We start from the raw sequence: 18,874 nt of genomic DNA on the forward strand, positions 1-18,874 counted from the left end.
CTAGCTGCCCTTCTACATAGCTTGCGCCTCTTAATGATGCCTTCTGGTCAAAAATGACCAAATTTGCCGGCGCGGATAGTCACAAGCCTGTGAGGTTTGTAACGCCTGGCGATCAGCACCGAATGTATCAGGGCAAGCCACATCGTGGCTCCCCTTCTGAGCGGAACCCCCCGGACCAGTCCTCGGGGGAGCTCAGTCGTCCATTCGTGAAAGGAGAACTATATGAATCACCTGATTTCCGCTTTCGCCGCTCTTGCCGGCTTCGCCTTATCTTCCGCACCGGTCTACAGCGCTGAGCCTGTTAAAAATATCGTGTTGGTTCACGGCGCTTATGCTGATGGTTCCGGCTGGCGACAAGTTTCCGATATTCTCACGCACGAAGGATATAAGGTCACGGTCGTGCAAGAGCCCGAAACGTCACTTGCAGACGATGTCGCCGCCACGACCCGGGCTATCGATCTGGCTGGCGGATCGGTTGTTCTCGTCGGACATAGTTACGGCGGGATTGTAATCACGCAGGCAGGAAACGCACCAAGTGTGAAGGCGCTGGTATATGTCGCTGCGCTCGCACCGGATGCACACGAAGATCTGGCTGAGGTCCGCGGCAAATTTCCGGCTGCAACGAACAACGTGATCAAGAGCTCGGATCGGTTTCTCACGTTGGACCCCAAGACGTTCCATGAGGACTTCGCTGCAGACCTGCCTGAAGCTGACGCGGATTTCATGGCGCGATCTCAGGTTCCGGTGAGCGAAATGGCACTGAGCACAAAAGTCACCGAAGCCGCTTGGCGCTCCAAACCGAGCTGGTATGCCGTTGCGACTGACGATCACAAAATTAATCCCGACTTCGAACGGTTTATGGCCAAACGGGCCGGCAGTTCCACGATTGAGATCAAGGGAAGTCACGCCGTATACGTGTCGCATCCCCAGGCAGTCGCCGACCTTATCAAAGATGCGGCTGAAGGTGCCGCTTCGAACTAATTCAATTAGCGTTGACGCGCGGCCAGCACCCTCCCTGTCGTCTGCCCGATAAGCAGACAACTGCAGAGTTCTGTCATTCAACTCCTCGCTGATCGACACACGACGGTCACGCGTCATCCGCCCCTTCAAGCGATCAGCGACCTGCCGCGCTTGCGGCGCGCCTTCGCGGGCAGCCTGCGCGTAAAGCCCGCACCGATCAGCTGCTCAGTTCAATCCTTCCGTTATTGCCAGAACACTACTTGGCAAACTCAGGATACGCTTCCGTCAAAACTTGAAACGCTCCAGCCTCTGCAAAGCAATCTCCAAAGGCTAAACACATGTGGCGCCCGAAGGCGCCACATCTCAAAAACAACAAGACGGATAGCCGCTTAGACGACTTCTCTCATCCTGATCTTTTCCACGCTGTAAACCTGCCCGAAGCGATTGGCGAGGAAATCGCCGAGATCGATTTCTTCCTGGCAGACGAAGCCCTTGGCGGGCAGCTTGCCCTGGGCGAGCAGATCGAGCACGGTGGTAATGCCGGCGGCGGTGGTAATCTGGATCGCGCTCATCTTCTTGCCGGCGACGATGCCCGCATAGACCTTGTTGGCATAGGTCTCCTGCATGTAGCGGCCCTCGCGCCAGCCGCAGACGGTAACGAAGACGACGACCACGTCCTGCATGGTGGCAGGCAGTGCGTTCTCAAACAGATCCTTCAGCACATCGCGGCGGTTCCTGAGGTTCAGGTCGTTGAGCAGCGCCTTGATGATGGCCTGGTGGCCGGGATAGCGGATGGTGCGGTAGTTCATCGTGCGCACGCGGCCGGCCAAAGTCTTGGCCAGGGTTCCAAGGCCGCCCGAGGTGTTGAAGGCCTCATAGGTAACGCCGTCGAGCGAGAATTCTTCGCGCTCTTCCATGGCCGGCACCGTGACGAGCTTGCCTTCGACGATCGCTTCGCAAGGCTCGATATATTCGTTGATGAGACCGTCCGTGCTCCAGGTCAGATTGTAGTTCAGGGCGTTGGATGGATATTGCGGCAGCGCGCCAACGCGCATGCGCACGCTGTCGAGGCTGTCGAAATGCTTGGTAAGATCATTGGCGACGATCGAGATGAAGCCCGGCGCCAGGCCGCATTGCGGGATGAATGCCGTATTGGCACCCTGGGCTAGCTCTTCCACCTTTTTCGTCGTTGTGACATCTTCGGTGAGGTCGAGATAATGGACGCCGGCCTCAAGTGCCGCCTCTGCGACGAAGCCCGTGAGATGGAATGGTGCAGCCGACAAGACTGCGAACTTGCCTTTCAGCACGGCAACAAGCCCGGCGCGATCGGCAATATCGACGGCGGCGGTAGAAATCGCAGGATGGTGGTCGACCTTGTCCAGCTGCTCCTGGCTGCGGTCGGCGACGACAACCTTGTAATCGCCTGTTTCGGCCAGCATCAGAGCGATCGCCCCACCGATCTTGCCTGCGCCGATGACCACTATGTCTCTCATATGACTCCCCTGCATTTTATTGATAAGATTTTTATAAGTGTAGGCGGGAGCTGAACGATTCATAGCGACGAAAAATGTATTTCGTTGTATGAATTCATACAAAATGACGAAGTCGTTTCGCAGAATGCAGGAGCGCCATGCAGGTTACGGATAAGGATCGCGAACTGATCGCCTTGCTGGGCCAGGATGCCCGCATGCCCGTGGCGACGCTCGCCAAAAAAATGTCGCTGTCGCGCACCACCGTTCAGGCGAGGCTTGAAAGGCTGGAGCGAGAAGGCGTGATTGCCGGCTACGGCGTGCGGCTGTCGGAGACCTATCTTTCCGGCCTCATTCGGGCACATGTGCTGATCACGATCGCACCGAAGGCGCTGTCGGCGGTGACGGCATCACTGGGTGCGATCCCGGAGGTTACGACGCTTCATTCCGTCAGCGGCACATTCGACCTGATCGCCATCATCGCGGCGCCATCGATTTCCCAGCTGGACCAGCTGATCGACGAGATCGGCACGATCGACGGCGTCGAGCGTACTTTGTCGTCCATCATTCTTTCGACACGGATCTCGCGGTGAAAACGAGGATCAGCCGAGCGCTGCCGGCTCCATCTCGGGCGTGGTGGAAAGGACTGCTTCCTTCAAAGCCCGCGAATAGGGATGCTGCGGATTGTCGAGAACCGCGCGCGCGCCGCCCTGCTCGACGATCTCGCCCTTCTTCATGATAATGATGCGATCGCTGATATAGTAGGCGGTCGCCAGATCATGGGTGATGTAGATGATGGAGAGCCCGAGCTCCTTCTTCAACTGGCCGAACAGGTTGACGATCGCCATTCTAAGCGAGGCGTCGACCATCGAGACGGGTTCGTCGGCCACCAGCAACCGTGGCTGCGGAATGAGCGCCCGCGCAATGGCCGTTCGCTGCAACTGGCCGCCCGACAGCTCATGCGGAAATCGTCCCTTCACCTCGGCAAGCGTCAAGCCGATATGGGCAAGCGCCTCGTCGGCCATGCGCTCCACATCCACGCGGCTCGGCCGCGCACCGGATGGCGCGAAATTCCTCGCCGTTTCAAAAAGATACCGGTCGACCCTCTTCAGCGGATTGAATGCCTCGAACGGGTTCTGAAGTATCGGTTGAACTTCGCGCATGAAGGCGCGGCGCTCGGATCTGCCATGAATGGCAACGGGTTTGCCGCGAAAATTCAAGTTACCCGATGTCGGTGCCGTCTGGCCGAGGATCATCGAGGCAATGGTGGATTTGCCCGAGCCCGACTCGCCGACAATCGACAGGATTTCCGGCTCCTCTCCCAAACTCAGGCTGACATCGCGCACCGCCACTATCTGGCGACGGCTGAGCATGCCGCCCTGCCGGTAGACCTTGCTGACATGCGAGAGTGAAAGAAGATCGCTCATCGCCCTCCTCCCGTCACCGCGAAGCAGGCAACGCGCCGATCCGGTTCGACCGTCACCATGGGCGGCACTTCGCGGCTGCAGATGTCCATGCGCTTCGGACAGCGTGGATGGAAGCGGCATCCTTCCGGCGGCATGGCAAGGTTGGGCGGCCTTCCCTCGAGCGAGGGACGCGTCGAGATATCGCCGATCCGCGGCAGGCTTGCGACCAGATGCTGCGTATAGGGATGCAAGGGCAGCTGGAAAAGCTTGCGCGTCGGCGCCTCCTCGACCAGCCGGCCGGCATAGACGATGCCGATGCGATCGGAAACGGCGGCGTGAACGCCCATATCATGGGTGACAAACAGGAAGGACGAACCCATTTCGCGCTGTATCTCGCGGATCATCTGCAGGACATCGCGCTGGACGATGACATCGAGCGCCGTCGTCGGCTCGTCGGCGATGATGAATTCCGGCGTCAGGATGGTCGCGAGCGCAATCGTCATGCGTTGGCGCATGCCGCCGGACAATTCATGCGGATAGGCATCGAGGAGATGGGCGTCGAGTTTCAGCCGCTGGAGATGGGCGCCAACCCGGTCAAAGAAGGTAGCGCGATCGACCTTCATGTGGCGGAAGGCAAAATCCGTGAACGAATACCGGATGCGCCGCACCGGATTGAGCACGTTCATCGAGCCCTGCATGATATAGGACAGATACCGCCAGCGAAGCGATGCCCGCTGCTCCGGCGTCATGGCGTAGATATCCTGCGTTCCGCCGTTGAAGTGAAATTTGACCGCACCGGAGACGACGCGAAGCGGTGGCCGGATGGCGCCCGCGATGGTCTTGATCAACGTCGTCTTGCCGCTGCTCGATTCACCCGCAACCCCATAGATCTCGCCGCGGCCGATCGACAGGCTGACATCATCCACCGCCCGCACCTCGCGATCGACGCCATAGAGGAAGGCCCGGTAATATGCCCTAAGGTTGTTGACCTCGACGACAGCCTCCATGGCTAGCCTCCCATCCGGTTCAAACGACTGCGCGGATCGTTGTATTCATTCATCGACATCGACAGCAGGAAGAGCGCCATGAACAGCACCACGATGGCGGCGACGGGTGCCGCGACCCACCACCATGTTCCGGCGATCAGTGCCGAATGCGCATTGGCCCAATAGATCATCATGCCCATGGTCGGCGTTTCGATGTCGGTGAAGCCCAGCACCGAAAGCGTGATCTCCATGCCGATCGACCAGATCATATTGTTCATCGTCGTGGCGAAAACGATCGGCAGCACATAGGGCAGATGCTCCGCGACGAGGATCTTGCGCATGCTCATGCCGGAATAGATGCTCTGCGTGGTGAAGGGCCGTGTTTTCAGGCTGATCGCCACCGAACGGATGAGACGCGCGTCATAGGACCAGCCGAGCGACGCCATGACGACGATCAGCACCGTCCACGTCATTTCGTCCTTGAGCACGAAATAGAACAGGATCAGCAGCGGAAACTGCGGAACGACCATGATGCTGTCGTTGATCGCCATCAGCACGCGATCGACGGTGCCGCCGGCATAGCCGGCCACCAGCCCCACGACCAGCGAGATGATGCGGGACAAAAAGGCAACGCCGATACCGAAATAGAGCGTGTTGCGAAGCGCGACGGCGAGTTGCCAGAAGACATCCTGGCCGCGCGATGTCGTCCCCAGCCAATATTGCCCGTCCGGCGGCATGTCGGGCGGCAGCAGATAGAGATCGGAAGGGCCGTAGGGCGAGAAATAGGACAGGATCACCATTCCGACGATCACGGCAAACAGCAGCAGGCCGCAGAGGAATTCGGCATTCTGGCGAGCGAGGTCGCGAACGATCGTCAGCATGGCCTACTCCACCTTGATGCGCGGGTCGATCAGCGGACCCAATATGTCGATGATGAATACGGCCGCCGCGACGCCGACAATCGACAAAGCGCTGAGCCCCAGAACAAGGCTGTAATCGCCGGCATGAACGGCCGAAATCAGAAGATTGCCTATACCGGGATAGCCGAAGACGATCTCGGTAATGACGGTGCCATTGAAGACGGCGCCGAGCGACATGGCAAGTCCGGTGAACTGCGGCACCATGGCATTGCGGGCGATATAGGAGCGCAAGATTCTGCGCTTCGGTACACCGCCGAGTTCGGCGAAGACGACGTAATCCTCGGTGATGATATTGGAGACCAGCGCCCGCATGCCGATGAGCCAGCCGCCGGTCCCGACAAGGATCAGGGATAGTGCCGGCAAGAGCGAGTGCCGCAAAATATCGAGCACCAGCGCAAAGGACAGCTGCAGATTGGTGTTCATCTCATAGCCGCCATTGATCGGCAGGATCGGCCAGATATAGCCGAAGAGAATGATCAGCACGAAGGCCAGGATATAATAGGGTATCGGCTGCATGGCGATGAAAACGAGACTGACCGCCTTCAGCACCATATTCTTGCGATAATAACCCGCCAAAGCGCCGATCATATTGCCGAGCAGGAATGTGATCACCGTCGAAACGGTCATCAGGCCGATCGTCCAGGGCAGCGCCCTCGCGATGATGGCGGAAACCGGCGTCGGAAATGCCGAGAGCGACGGCCCGAGATCGCCTGTCGCAAGGCGTCCCCAGAAATGCAGATATTGCTGCCAGATCGAGCCTCCGACACCGTAGAGTTCCCGCAGGGACTCGCGCATCAGCTCGACGGCGCGGGGATCCGATTGCCCCATCTGCTGAATGGCGCCGATGCTTTCCTCGACCGGGTCGATCGGCGTCAGATGCGTGATGAAGAAAGTCGCTGATATGCCGAGGAAGACGACGAGCAGAAACTGGCCAAATCGTTTCAACACGAAAACTGGATAGGACGTCATGCCGTCGTTTTCCTTACTGCTCGCACTTCATTTTCTATCGAAAAGATCGCCGGACCCGTTTCGCGCCCGGCGACAGGTGCCTGACGCGGCGCATCTGCCGCATCAGGGTCGGGAGAATTAAGGCTGCGCCGGCTTGAGCTTCACCATCATCAACCGCGAGTTCGCCCAATTGGGAACGGGGTCGGTGTAGGGATCTGCTATCGTCGGATAACCCTTCCAGTAGGTCGTATCCATCGACGTGAAGACGTTATAGGACATCAGGGGGATGGTCGGCATTTCACGGGTGACCAGCTTCAGATAGTCCTTGCCGAGCTCGATGCCCTTCTGATCATCGGCGCTGATGCGACGGATGTTCTCGATGATCTTGTCGAGTTCGGGATTGGACCAGCGCTGCCAGTTGCGCGGCGCCTGGTTCTCACCCTTCTTGGCGACGAACTCGGAATGCCAGCTATCGAGGAAGAAGGACAGGTCGGGATCGCCGCCCCAGGTCTCGACGCTCCAGGCGATGGCAACCTGGTAACTGCCGGGCTGCAGTCCCACCTGCCAGAGGCTTGTGGTGGGCGCGGCCTTGGAGTCGATCCCGAAAGCCGCCCATTGCTGGGCAATCAGCGTGCCGGCGCGGGTGAAGACCGAGCGGGTATCGCCCTCGACCGTCAGGCGGATCTTGAAGGGCTGGCCGTCGGGCGTCATCCATTTGCCACCCACCTTCTTGAAGCCCGCCTTTTCCAACAGCTCGGCGGCAGCCTGCGGATCGGGCTTCCACCAGCCGTAACCGAAGGCCGTGCTGATGGCGGCCGGATCCGTCGGGATCTGGTCCTTGTATTTCGGCTGCTTGCGCAGGATATCGGCCATCTGCTGGCCGACCGTCGGATCATAAGGCTTGATCTTGCGCTTGCCGGTGTCGATCTCGAAGTTCTTCAGCCAATCCTGCAGCGGCGCCTGATAATCCGTCATGGCGATCGCTGTCGGCGGAACGCCGAGCGCGGAAAGCGTCGCCGCGCCACGGTAGCTCGCCATATCGACGGCCTTGATATCGATCAGCAATGCCAGGGCCCAGCGCACATCGGGATTCTGGAACAGCGGATCCTGATTGTTGAAGATCACGGCAGGCAGGGTCGGATCCGGATGGGCGAAGGGGAAGCCGGGGAACCAGCTGTCGACCGTCTTCGACTTCTCCTTCAGCGTGAACATGCCTTCTGGCGTGTTGTCGTGGATGATATCCAGATTGTGCTCGAGCTGCGCGATGGTGCGCTTATCCGGCGGGCCCGGATCCACATAGCTGACGTATTTCGGAGCCGGCTCGCCAAAGCGCGCCAGCGAGGTGCGCTGCCAGTCGTCACGCTTCTCCCAGGTATACCATTTGCCCTGCGGATCGTAGGCCTTCAATTTGTAGGCGCCGAGCGAGACGGGATTGGCATTATCATAGCGAACGGGATCGGCGACCTTCTCGAAAACATGCTTCGGCATGATCCAGGCCCCGTTCCAGCGAACGGTGAAGATGGCGTGAAAGCGCGAATTCGGCTTTTTCAGCTTGAAGACGACGGTATAGGGATCAGTCGCCTCGACGCTGGCGACCTGGACCGAAAAGGCAGCACTCCAATTCATGCCCGGCTGATCCATCTGGGTCTTGACGGTGTAGACTACGTCGTCGGCGGTGAATTCGACGCCGTCGCTCCAATAGATGCCCTTGCGCAGTTTCACCGTCATCTGGGTGAAATCGTCATTGTATTGCGGCTTGTCCGCTGCGAGGGAATTGTCCCAGGTCGAACCGCCCAGGCCTTTTTCCGGATCGATGTACCAGAGCGTATCCATGGTCAGCTGCTGAAGGCCGGTCGAAACGCCGCCTCCGCCATTGACCCAGATATTGAACCAGCCCGGATTCTTGATCGTTCCCTCAGGGTTTTCGACGATCAAGGTCTCCTTGCGAGGCAAAGAGGTATAGTCCTGAGCCTTGGCTGCCGCAACGAGGCCGAACGTGGCCAGTGCGACACCGAAGGCAAGCTTCTTCCACTGCTGCATGATCTCCTCCCATTTTTATCGACTGTGCGGCGTACCCAAACGATGGGAAACGTGCCGCGACGTTCACCCCTTTTTCCCCCGTGGGCCGCGCAAGCTGCGCGGCGACGGGGCCTGCTAAAGGCCTCGATCGCCTCCTCGCGACCTTCGACCGTTTTCTGTGCCGGGACATCGCCCCGGCGGCCGGCCGTCACACAGCCAGCCGGATCACCGTATAGGATAACGGTTTCAACGTGGCACGAAGCCGGCCATCCTCGATTTTGGCGTCTCCGGTGTTGGTCGGGACAACTGCGTTCGGCTGCGCCGCCGTGTTGACCGCCTGCAGATTGTTGTGAACCATCTCATGCTGTTCGACAACGCGGGCTCCGGCAAAGCCTTCGAGACGGGTGTCGAGATCGAGTGCGCTGTCGGGATGACGGTTGACGGCGAATAGCGTCACCATTTTACCCAGCTCATCGTGGACGGCCGACACGTCGAGATAGGGCACGTCGTCCGCCTCGTCGCTGTCATAGGTCGGGCCATCGGTGATGAGGCGCAGCGCATAACCGCGACCATATTTCGAGGCGAAATAGAGCGGGTAATAGATGGTCTGCCGCCAGGCCGGACCGCCGTCTTCCGTCATGATCGGAGCGATGACGTTGACGAGCTGGGCTATGCAAGCAATGCGCACGCGATCGGAACGGCGAATGAACGTGTTGAGAATGCCGCCGACCTGCAGCACGTCTTCGAAATTATAGACATCCTCGAGCAGATGCGGCGCATCCGGCCATTCGTCACGGGCAAGGATTTCCTTGTCCTGCTGATTGGAATGGTACCAGACATTCCATTCGTCAAAGGAAATGCCGATCGTCTTCTTCGACCGCTTCTTCGCCTTGATATAGTCGATGACACCGCCGATGGTGACGATATAGCGGTCGAGCTTTTCGGCCTTGGCCAGATAGTTGAGCGTGTTCTTCTCGCGATTGGCGAAATACATATGCAGCGAGATATGATCGGCGCTGTCGTAGCACTGCTCCAGAACCTGCGCTTCCCAATCGGGATAGGTCTTCATGTCGGAATTCGACGAGCCGCAGACGACCAGCTCCAGCGACTTGTCGAAGCCGCGCATGGCCTTGGCGGTTTCATCGGCGAGACGACCATATTCAAAGGCCGACTTGTGGCCGACCTGCCAGGGGCCGTCCATCTCGTTGCCAAGGCACCAGAGCTTCACGCCGTGCGGATCGGACCAACCATGCTTGCGGCGCAGGTCCGACCAATAGGTGCCGCCGGGATGATTGCAATATTCAAGGAAGTTGCGAGCATCGTCGAGACCACGTGAGCCAAGGTTGACGGCGAGCATCGGCTTAGTATTGGCCTTCTTGCACCAATCGACGAATTCGTTGACGCCGACCTGGTTACTCTCGCGGGTTCGCCAGGCAAGATCGAGGCGCACGGGGCGCTCGGATCGTGGCCCGACACCGTCTTCCCAGTTATAGGCGGAAACGAAATTGCCACCGGGATAGCGGCAATAGGGCGAATTCAGCTCGCGGACCAGCTCGATGACGTCCTTGCGAAAACCATGCTCATCGGCAGTCAGGTGACCGGGCTCGTAGATGCCACCATAAATCGCCCTGCCCAGATGCTCCAGAAAAGAGCTGTAAAGCCGATCGTCAATGTCGGCAATTCGGAAATCACGATGGACGGTCACATGCGCCTTCACGGCCTTCCTCCCATATATATCAAATATCTCGTTCTTATACCTTGATCTTGATATACTTTTGGAAGGTCGTCAACACTCCCTCGGTGGAAAACAGCCTGGAGATTGCAATGATGTCCACCCTTCAGTAGGGGAATGATATGCAAAAACAAAAGCTTATAAAAAATACGACTTATCTGAAATTTATCTCGATCTTACGCTATATATCATAATTTATGATACACAACTATGCCAGGTCGACGCGCATCAGAATATCGCGGCCATAATTGCCGAAGCCGCGACCGAAAATATTGACGCCGCCCGTGTTGCGTGCGTCATCGGCAATCCCCACTCGCAACCGGATTGAGGAATGCTGGCTGATGGCGAGATCGTCGATGGTCACATCGGAAGCGGCAACGCCGTCGATGAACGTGCCCTTCTTCGAGATTCGCCAGGTCTTGAGCTTGCCGTATTGAGAGCCTTCCAGCTTCCACCAGCCCGGCGTGAAGGCCCCGCGCTTGTCGCCGTAATCGCCGGGCGACGTCCATGTGCCGACGGCGACGCCATTGATCCAAACGGTGATGTCGGACGGCCAGTCTGGATTGGTGCCGGGCACTTCGGACGACAGCTCCATCGAGAATTCGATGGCATTGACATTCCGGTTCAAGATCTTGGCATTGTTCGGGAATTTATACTCGACATGGCCGCGGCCGAACCATAAAAGACCGGCCTGCATGCGCTGTGGATCGAGGAAATAGTCTGGAACGTCGAGGAGGCCGATCACGCCTTCGGTCGAACATAGACCACAAGGCGCGTGCGTCTCGCAGCTCGTATAGAGGCCGATCGGCATGGCGACCTCGATCACGTCCTCATCGTGCTTGAAGGCCTGATCCTCGAAACTCAGCAGGATTTCATCGTAAAGCGCGGTGCAGATCTTCTGGTAGCCCTTGCGCGCTTTCGCAGCCTTGGTCTCGACAAGACCAGCCTCTTCGAGAATCATGATCGCCGTTGCGACGGTGGATTGCGGCAGATCGAGTTCCCGGGCGATTTCGTTGACGTTCATCGAGCCTTTGACGCAGAGAAGTTTCAGCATCTCGACGCGGGCCGGCGCTGAAAGTGCCCTGAAGACCGCGGCGTTCTCACCCGCATAAATTGTTAGAAAGCCGCGCTGCATCGAATCCTGAATACCCCATCAATGGATATCATTTATATCAGGATTTTTGATTTCACAAGAGATATCAGCCTTTGGCGTCTTCCGATGCGAACAGGAAGACGCCATCAGGTCATTCCCGCCATACAACTCCCGGCGATGGGAGCGTCGCCCGTGCCTCGGACGCCGGCGGTGTCATTTGCACGTCTCTATTCGTTTCAACGCGGCCGTGATGCCTGATAGTGAGTAGGAATAGCTTGTGGCGGTGCCGCGTTTGGACGTTGCCTGCAGTTCCAATTGCGCGCCGTCCTTCATGGCCCCGATCATGGAAGGTTCCTGCGTTTCATCCCTCACCCAGCCGTGCCGGTCTTTCGTGAACATCGGAAAGGTCTTGTCGCCAACCGCGGCGGTCATTTGCGCGCCGTCTTTCAGATCATAGCCCATCGCGGCTTCGGGAACCAATTTGTCGCCGGGAGACAGGCGCGAGACGATGAAGAAGTTGTCGCCATGGTCGACATTGGCGGGTTGCCGCGCGACCGGCCTCGACAGCACGTAGCAACTGACACTATCGCCGGATTTATAAGAATATGCGCCCCAATGATCGAATTGATCGATACGGACGGGCACTTCCGCATGCGCAATACCGGCGCCGAATGCGACGAAGACCAGAGCGGGGGCGAATTTTCTAGCAAACATAGTTTCCTGCCATTTCTTGTTTCAAGGACGTTGAAAGCGAGAGATGTACTCACACGCACGGCAGTTTCGGTGCGGTGCGTTATCCGATTGTTAATGTCTTCGTTAAAATTTGTTCATGTTAGGTGACACGCAGGAAACCATGACGGAGGAGAATTCAATCATGCCGGAGGTGATCATCTCCGTCCGGAACGATCCATCGGATGCGCACCGCCGCGCGATTCTCACCTCACTTCGGCACCCTCGAAAACTATCCGGAAGAGATGCCACGCTTCTTCTATCGCAAGAGCTTCAGACATTCCGCGCCGCGACGGAGATACCTATGCGTGAGAAGAACAAGCGAGGACATAAAGTCGTCAGGCGTCAGCCGTCTCCCGAGCCTCCGCCGACATTGACAATCAGTTCACCGATTGCACTGTTCCATCCATCCAGGTCTATGCGCATATACCTGTCTGTACTCACGGGCTTTGCAAGCCATTGCGTAAAAACGCGCCGACGGACGTCTCACATACGTTCCGCTTGTTCGCGTCGACACGCGGTGGCATGAAATCGAGCCGAGCAAACCGGAATAACAGGATGGTATCATGAAGAAGATCGGTTTCCTTTCATTCGGCCACTGGACGCCGTCACCGCAATCGCAGACACGATCGGCAGGCGACACGCTGCTGCAATCGATCGATCTCGCCGTCGCGGCTGAGCAATTGGGCGCGGACGGCGCCTATTTTCGCGTGCACCATTTCGCGCGTCAGCTTGCTTCGCCCTTCCCCCTGCTGGCAGCCGTCGGCGCCAGGACCAGCCGCATCGAAATCGGCACGGCTGTTATCGACATGCGCTACGAGAACCCGTTCTATATGGCGGAGGATGCCAGCGCTGCCGATCTGATCGCCGGCGGCCGGCTGCAGCTCGGCATCAGCCGCGGCTCCCCGGAACAGGTGGTCGATGGATGGCGCCACTTCGGCTATACGCCGATGGATGGCGAGAGCGACGCCGATATGGGACGCAGGCATACGGAAGTGCTGCTCGATCTCCTGCGCGGTGAAGGGTTTGCTCAGCCCAATCCGCGTCCGATGTTCCCCAATCCCCCCGGCCTCCTGCGCCTCGAGCCGCATTCCGAAGGTCTGCGCGAGCGGATCTGGTGGGGTGCGGGCTCCAATGCCACGGCCGAATGGGCGGCAAAGCTCGGCATGAACCTGCAGAGCTCGACGCTCAAGGACGACGAAAGCGGCCAGCCCTTCCACGTCCAGCAGGCCGACCAGATCAAGCTCTACCGCGAGGCTTGGAAAGAGGCAGGACACAAGCGCGAACCACGCGTTTCAGTGAGCCGCAGCATTTTCGCTCTGGTGAACGATCTCGACCGCGCCTATTTCGGCAGCAGCGGCAAGGACGCCGACAAGGTCGGCTTCATCGACGAAAAGACGCGCGCCATCTTCGGACGCAGCTATGCGGCCGAGCCCGACGTGCTCATCGAGGAATTGGCGAAAGATGAGGCGATCGCGGCAGCCGATACCCTGCTCCTGACCGTGCCCAACCAGCTCGGCGTCGAATACAACGCCCATGTCATCGAAACCATTCTGACCCATGTCGCTCCGGCGCTGGGATGGCGATAAGGCAATTCCCAGCGTCAACGTTGGCGCCCGGATTGTATAAACCTGCCGCGACTGCCCGCGAAATTCGACTTTCGCGGGCAGTGCTTTCAAACATTCCCCGCCGAAAGGCCGGGCTTGCGGATCATGCTACGGCATCTTGGCGTCGCAAGACATGAAGCGCTGCTAGCACCAGCAACGCCATGAGCGTGGCAAAGCCCATCAGCGGCCATGCGCTGTCGCCGCCCAATGCGGTCACCGCCAGCGTTCCGACGACGCTCACGATCAGGCTCTGGATGCAGAAGTAGAACGCCACCGCCGATCCTGCGATATCGCCGAATTCCGCAAGCGCTCCGTTCGCCGTCACCGATGCCGTGAAGACGATCCCAAGGGCCATGATCCACATTGGCAACACGAAGCTTGTAAAGGACGGCGAGCCGTAGACCTGACCGAGCGCCAGACCAGCCGCGCCGACAAGAAGCAGTGCCATGCCCCGCGCGACACAGCCTGCAACGCCCCATTTCTCGACAAATAATCCGGCAAAGCGCGCCGCCGCGATCATCACGACCGCGACCGTTGCGAATGCCATGCTGAAGCCGAGTTCCGAATAGCCGGCCCTGCTGATCAGCACGCGGGGCGCCGTCGAGAAGAACACGAAGAACGTGCCCATGCCCGCACTGAAGGCCAGCGTGTAGGTCCAGAACGGCAGGCTTTTGAAGATCGGCCAGATGGAGCGACGTTGCCCGCTCGAACCTGTAGGCCGCGTTTCATGCCACCTTGCCATGGCGTTGGCGGTCGCAGCCAGGGCCAGAAGCGCCAGCACCATGAAAATGGCACGCCATCCGAAGCGATCGGCGATTATCGCACCTGCTATCGGGCCGAGTGCGGGCACGAAGGACAGGATCGAGCCGAAGGCGGCATAGATGATGGCCTGTTCCGGTCGATTGCCATAGACATCCCGGACGGTGGCAAAGGTTGCAACCAATGCCGCCGAGGCACCCATGGCCTGCAACAGCCGGCAAAGGACGAAGGCAGCCGCCGTCGATGAGCCAGCCGCTCCGAGGGAGGCTGCAGCGAACAGGATCGCCCCGGCAAGCAGCGCGGGACGGCGGCCGATGCGATCCGAAAGCGGGCCGAACAGGGCCTGCCCGAGGCCAAGCATGATCATATAGAGGCTCAGCGTCAGCTGAATAATCGAAGGCGTCGTGTTCAGAGTGCCGGGCATCGCTGGAACGACGGGAAGATAGATATCCATCGCCAGCGAGGCGAGAATGTCAAAGGGCGCCATCAGCAGCAGCGCCGCCGGCAGCGAGTAAGCCCAGGACGGGCGTATGTCAGACATGAGAAAATTCCGCTCGAAAGAGAAATCGGGCGGCGTCTGCCACTGGGGTCCAGTTGGAATGAGTTCAACAGCGCGCCGCAACAACAAGAAGCTGTTGCGGCTTATCTATCTGCTGACTTTAGGGTCCCCATGCCAATGGCTCCGTGGCGAGATAGGTGATGATGGCCAGCCTTTAGCAGATGCCGTCAATTCGAACAATGATGTTGCAAGGTGCATGCGACCGCAACCTACGAATGAAGATGCGACAATCACGCCGCATGCCCTAACTGCTTGCACAGGCGCCTCGAAGGCTGCCGATGAAATGGTCGCGAACGCAGGCCTGGGGCATTTTCGCCGGCGCACACTATCCCGGCATCTCCTCGATTTCCGCCAGCAACCACTGGCGAAACACCTTCATCGATGCCGTTTCCGCCCGCGATTTCAATCTCGTCAGCCAGTAGCTGCCGGTCATCGCCGTAATCTGGAACGGCTGCATGATGCGCCCGGCCTGGATGTCATGGGAGAACATCGCAACGGGCACGAGCGCAACGCCGACGCCGCGTGCAGCCGCCTCCACCAGCGTCAGTGACGAATCGAACATCCAGCCGCGAAGATGCGGCGGCGGCAGGCCCGCAACCCTGAACCAGAGCGACCATTCGTCGATCCGGTAGGAGCGCAAAAGCTCGACCTCGGCAAGATCGGCCGGCGTGCGCAATCGCTCGCCGATATCAGGCGTGCAGACCGGGGACAGTGGCGCGTCCATCAGATGGATCGCCTCGGTTCCGTGCCACGCACCATCGCCAAAGCGCAGGAAGAAATCCAACCCGTCAAGCACCATGTCGGCGCGGTTGTTGTTGGTCTTCAGGCGCAGGTCGACATGCGGATGCTGCGCCTTGAAGCTGCCGAGGCGCGGCAAAAGCCAGCCGATGGCAAATGTGCCGACGACGCCGATCGTCAGGATTTCGGCAAAGTTCCCTTCCTCCAGCTGGCTGAGCGTGGCGCTCATGCGGCGAAAGGCATCGGTCAGCACGGGCAGCAGCGCGTGCCCCTCGTCGGTCAGGGCAAGACCGCGCGGCAAACGCTTGAAAAGGGTTACCCCCAGCACGTCCTCCAGTGCCTTGACCTGATGGCTGATGGCCGTCTGCGTCACGCGTAGCTCCAGGCCCGCCCGCGTGAAGCTGCAATGACGCGCCGAGGCTTCGAAAACGCGCAGCGCATTCAGCGGCAGCTGTGAGATGTCCATTTGTGTCCTAAGACCAAGTTTTTCTCATGTCTAAGCCCATAATTGATCGTTTGTCTAGGGCAGGAAGCAGCGCCATAGTCCGCTTCGCAAGGTGATTTGCAGGGTTCCAATGACGTCCACGGGGCCTGAGACGCAGCTTTTTGCTCAATATCAATCGAAGTGGAAACGAGATGACGATCTTATTGTCACGCCGGCAAAGCCTTGCCGGCGGTTTGCTTGCGCTGCCTGTTCTGGCAGGGCTAAGCGCGGTTGGACGCACTGCAGACGATAATTCGGGTGACGCGCAGCTTGCAGTGCTCGAGAGCAAGCACCCGGGCCGCATTTGTGTCGGCATTCTTGATATGGCGAGCGGCAAGCGCATCGAGCACCGTGCCGGCGAACGCATCCTGATGTGCAGCACCTTCAAGGCGCTGGCGGCGGCCCTAGTGCTGACACGCGTCGACAAAGGCGAGGAAAAGCTCGACCGGCGCATTCGTTACTCGGAAGGCGACATCATCGGCGGCTCGCCAGCAACCAAGTTGCACGTAGGCGACGGCATGACGGTGGCAGAACTTTGCGCTGCAGCCGTCACGCTCAGCGACAACACGGCAGCGAATCTGCTGCTTGCGAGCTTCGGCGGCCCCAAGGCGCTCACCGCCTTCTGCCGAAGCCTCGGCGACGAGATGACCCGCCTCGATCGCATAGAGCCGGCATTGAATTACCACGACACGCCGGACGACCAGCGCGACACGACCACGGCCATCGCAATGCTGGAAAACCTGCGGCGGCTTCTGTTTACCGATGTGCTTTCGGCGGCCTCGCGATCGCAATTGGCCGCATGGCTGATCACCAACAAGACGGGGGACGCCCGCCTGCGCGCCGGCGTCCCGAAGGATTGGCTGGTGGGCGACAAGACCGGCACAAACGGTGACAGGGCCGGCAATGCCAACGACATTGCGGTATTGTGGCCGTCGAACCGCGCGCCGATCCTCGTGACGGCCTATTGCGAAATACCGTCGATCGCAGCGAACGAACGCAACGCAATCATCGCCGAAATCGGTCGCATCGCCGCGGCGATCTGAGATCGCCCTTCATCCATCAACTTGGGGATATCATCTTGAATATACGTGCCATTTCGCTGCCGAAACTCGGAATAATCAGCTCCTGCCTCCTCTATGGCGCAGGCGCCCATGCCGAAGACATTGACCAAGCTCGCCTGGAGCGGGCCGTCAACGAGACCGTCCGCCCGCTCATGAAGGAAAACGACGTGCCGGGCATGGCAATCGCCGTCACCGTCAAGGGCAAGCGCTACGTCTTCAACTACGGTGTCGCCTCGAAGGAAAGCGGCCAGAAGGTGACGAACGATACGATCTTCGAGCTCGGCTCCATCAGCAAGACCTTTGCGGCGACGCTTGGCTCCTACGCCGAAGTCAGCGGGAAGCTGTCTTTCTCCGACAAGGCGACGAAATACATGCCCGAGCTGGCAGGCACGGCTTTCGACAAGATCAGCCTTCTCGATCTCGGTACATACGCGGCCGGCGGCCTGCCCCTGCAATTTCCCGACAGCGTCAGCAATGAGGGGATGGTTGACTATTATCGCAACTGGCATCCGTCCTTTGCGCCCGGCGCGTACCGGCAGTATTCCAACCCCAGCATCGGCCTGTTCGGCTACCTGGCCGCGCGCGCTATGGGCCAGCCGTTCGATACGCTGATGCAGGACAAGATTCTTGCCGGCTTCGGGCTCAAGCACACCTATGTCCACGTTCCAGCCGCCGAGATGGGCAACTATGCCTATGGCTATTCGAAAAAGGGCAAGCCGGTCCGCGTGGGACCCGGCGTTCTGGATACGCCCGCCTATGGCATCAAGACCACGGCGTCCGATATGCTTGCCGTTCTCGAGGCCAATATGGATGCCTCGAAGCTCGACGGAACATTTCAGCGGGCAGTCGAAGCGACGCATGTCGGCTATTACACCGTCGGCAACATGACGCAGGGGCTTGGTTGGGAAATCTATGCCTATCCGACGACGCTTGCCCGCTTGCTTGCCGGCAACTCGTCCGACTTGGCGCTCGACCCGCATAAGGTCACCCGGCTCGATCCGCCGCAACCGCCACGCAAGGATGTGCTGGTCAACAAGACGGGCTCGACGAACGGCTTTGGCGCCTATGCGGCCTTCATTCCCGCCCGGCAGGTCGGCATCGTCCTCTTGGCAAACAGGAATTTTCCGATCCCGGCCCGCATTTCCGCGGCCTACAAGATCTTGACCGCGGTCGAAAGCCTGTCGGGATCGAACGCGGCACAGTAGAAAGCGGCTGAAGGATTAGTCTGCTTCGACAAACGGCCGGCCCTCGGAAAAGCATCAAGGCCGGCCTGATCATTTTATGGATTGCCAGAAGACCGTCGCGAGACAGCATCTGCCTTGGAGGCCTCTGCCCCGTTGAAGAATTCCTGCAGGAGGCGGGTAATGCGCTCTGGCGATGTACCCTTTACATATTCTTCCTGCA

The 18,874-nt window shown here is 59.2% G+C and carries 16 protein-coding genes; 5 read left to right on the forward strand and 11 right to left on the reverse strand.

What is annotated here, in order from left to right; all coding sequences use genetic code 11:
* The first annotated feature begins 222 nt into the window (after window positions 1-222).
* Window positions 223-981, forward strand: coding sequence for an alpha/beta hydrolase (locus CCGE531_RS23310; RefSeq protein ID WP_120668201.1), 759 nt, complete (start codon window positions 223-225; stop codon window positions 979-981).
* A gap of 368 nt (window positions 982-1,349) precedes the next feature.
* Here CCGE531_RS23310 and CCGE531_RS23315 read toward each other — a convergent pair whose 3' ends face one another.
* Window positions 1,350-2,453: a saccharopine dehydrogenase family protein gene (locus tag CCGE531_RS23315; protein WP_120668203.1), complete on the reverse strand. Its 1,104-nt coding sequence runs from the start codon at window positions 2,451-2,453 to the stop codon at window positions 1,350-1,352.
* 137 nt (window positions 2,454-2,590) lie between these two features.
* Between CCGE531_RS23315 and CCGE531_RS23320 the strand changes: the two genes are divergently transcribed.
* Window positions 2,591-3,022, forward strand: coding sequence for an Lrp/AsnC family transcriptional regulator (locus tag CCGE531_RS23320; protein ID WP_120668205.1), 432 nt, complete (start codon window positions 2,591-2,593; stop codon window positions 3,020-3,022).
* Between the two features lie 9 nt (window positions 3,023-3,031).
* On the opposite strand, the gene CCGE531_RS23325 is transcribed toward CCGE531_RS23320, so the two are convergent.
* The 8 genes from CCGE531_RS23325 to CCGE531_RS23360 form a co-directional block, all read right to left on the reverse strand.
* Window positions 3,032-3,856, reverse strand: coding sequence for an ABC transporter ATP-binding protein (locus CCGE531_RS23325; RefSeq protein WP_120668207.1), 825 nt, complete (start codon window positions 3,854-3,856; stop codon window positions 3,032-3,034).
* Window positions 3,853-4,842 (reverse strand): ABC transporter ATP-binding protein, encoded by a 990-nt coding sequence (locus CCGE531_RS23330; RefSeq protein WP_120668209.1) that lies wholly within the window; start codon window positions 4,840-4,842, stop codon window positions 3,853-3,855. The genes CCGE531_RS23325 and CCGE531_RS23330 overlap by 4 nt, the downstream gene beginning before the upstream one ends.
* Before the next feature lie 2 nt (window positions 4,843-4,844).
* The gene (locus tag CCGE531_RS23335) at window positions 4,845-5,702 is read right to left on the reverse strand and encodes an ABC transporter permease (RefSeq protein WP_120668211.1); all 858 of its coding nucleotides are present in this window, start codon (window positions 5,700-5,702) and stop codon (window positions 4,845-4,847) included.
* 3 nt (window positions 5,703-5,705) lie between these two features.
* Window positions 5,706-6,710, reverse strand: a complete 1,005-nt coding sequence (locus CCGE531_RS23340) for an ABC transporter permease (protein ID WP_120668213.1) — start codon at window positions 6,708-6,710, stop codon at window positions 5,706-5,708.
* A 117-nt stretch (window positions 6,711-6,827) separates the two neighbouring features.
* The gene (locus CCGE531_RS23345; RefSeq protein ID WP_120668214.1) at window positions 6,828-8,729 is read right to left on the reverse strand and encodes an ABC transporter substrate-binding protein; all 1,902 of its coding nucleotides are present in this window, start codon (window positions 8,727-8,729) and stop codon (window positions 6,828-6,830) included.
* A gap of 187 nt (window positions 8,730-8,916) precedes the next feature.
* A complete protein-coding gene (locus CCGE531_RS23350; RefSeq protein ID WP_120668216.1) occupies window positions 8,917-10,425 on the reverse strand; it encodes an alpha-N-arabinofuranosidase in 1,509 nt (502 codons plus the stop codon).
* Window positions 10,426-10,648: 223 nt separating this feature from the next.
* Window positions 10,649-11,575 (reverse strand): ArsR family transcriptional regulator, encoded by a 927-nt coding sequence (locus tag CCGE531_RS23355; protein ID WP_120668218.1) that lies wholly within the window; start codon window positions 11,573-11,575, stop codon window positions 10,649-10,651.
* Window positions 11,576-11,746: 171 nt separating this feature from the next.
* On the reverse strand, window positions 11,747-12,247 hold the full coding sequence (locus CCGE531_RS23360) for an invasion associated locus B family protein (RefSeq protein WP_120668219.1): 501 nt from the start codon (window positions 12,245-12,247) through the stop codon (window positions 11,747-11,749).
* 581 nt (window positions 12,248-12,828) lie between these two features.
* On the opposite strand from CCGE531_RS23360, the gene CCGE531_RS23365 reads away from it, so the two are divergent.
* Window positions 12,829-13,851 (forward strand): LLM class flavin-dependent oxidoreductase, encoded by a 1,023-nt coding sequence (locus tag CCGE531_RS23365; protein WP_120668221.1) that lies wholly within the window; start codon window positions 12,829-12,831, stop codon window positions 13,849-13,851.
* A gap of 121 nt (window positions 13,852-13,972) precedes the next feature.
* On the opposite strand, the gene cml is transcribed toward CCGE531_RS23365, so the two are convergent.
* Window positions 13,973-15,169, reverse strand: a complete 1,197-nt coding sequence (gene cml, locus CCGE531_RS23370; protein WP_120668223.1) for a CmlA/FloR family chloramphenicol efflux MFS transporter — start codon at window positions 15,167-15,169, stop codon at window positions 13,973-13,975.
* Window positions 15,170-15,512: 343 nt separating this feature from the next.
* On the reverse strand, window positions 15,513-16,391 hold the full coding sequence (locus tag CCGE531_RS23375; protein ID WP_120668225.1) for a LysR family transcriptional regulator: 879 nt from the start codon (window positions 16,389-16,391) through the stop codon (window positions 15,513-15,515).
* Between the two features lie 170 nt (window positions 16,392-16,561).
* On the opposite strand from CCGE531_RS23375, the gene bla reads away from it, so the two are divergent.
* Complete coding sequence (bla, locus tag CCGE531_RS23380) at window positions 16,562-17,452, forward strand: class A beta-lactamase (RefSeq protein ID WP_120668227.1); 891 nt, start codon at window positions 16,562-16,564, stop codon at window positions 17,450-17,452.
* A gap of 41 nt (window positions 17,453-17,493) precedes the next feature.
* Window positions 17,494-18,675, forward strand: coding sequence for a class C beta-lactamase (gene ampC / locus CCGE531_RS23385; protein WP_162944023.1), 1,182 nt, complete (start codon window positions 17,494-17,496; stop codon window positions 18,673-18,675).
* The last annotated feature ends 199 nt before the right edge of the window (window positions 18,676-18,874 follow it).

The sequence above is a fragment of the Rhizobium sp. CCGE531 genome, assembly GCF_003627795.1.
Lineage (GTDB): Bacteria > Pseudomonadota > Alphaproteobacteria > Rhizobiales > Rhizobiaceae > Rhizobium.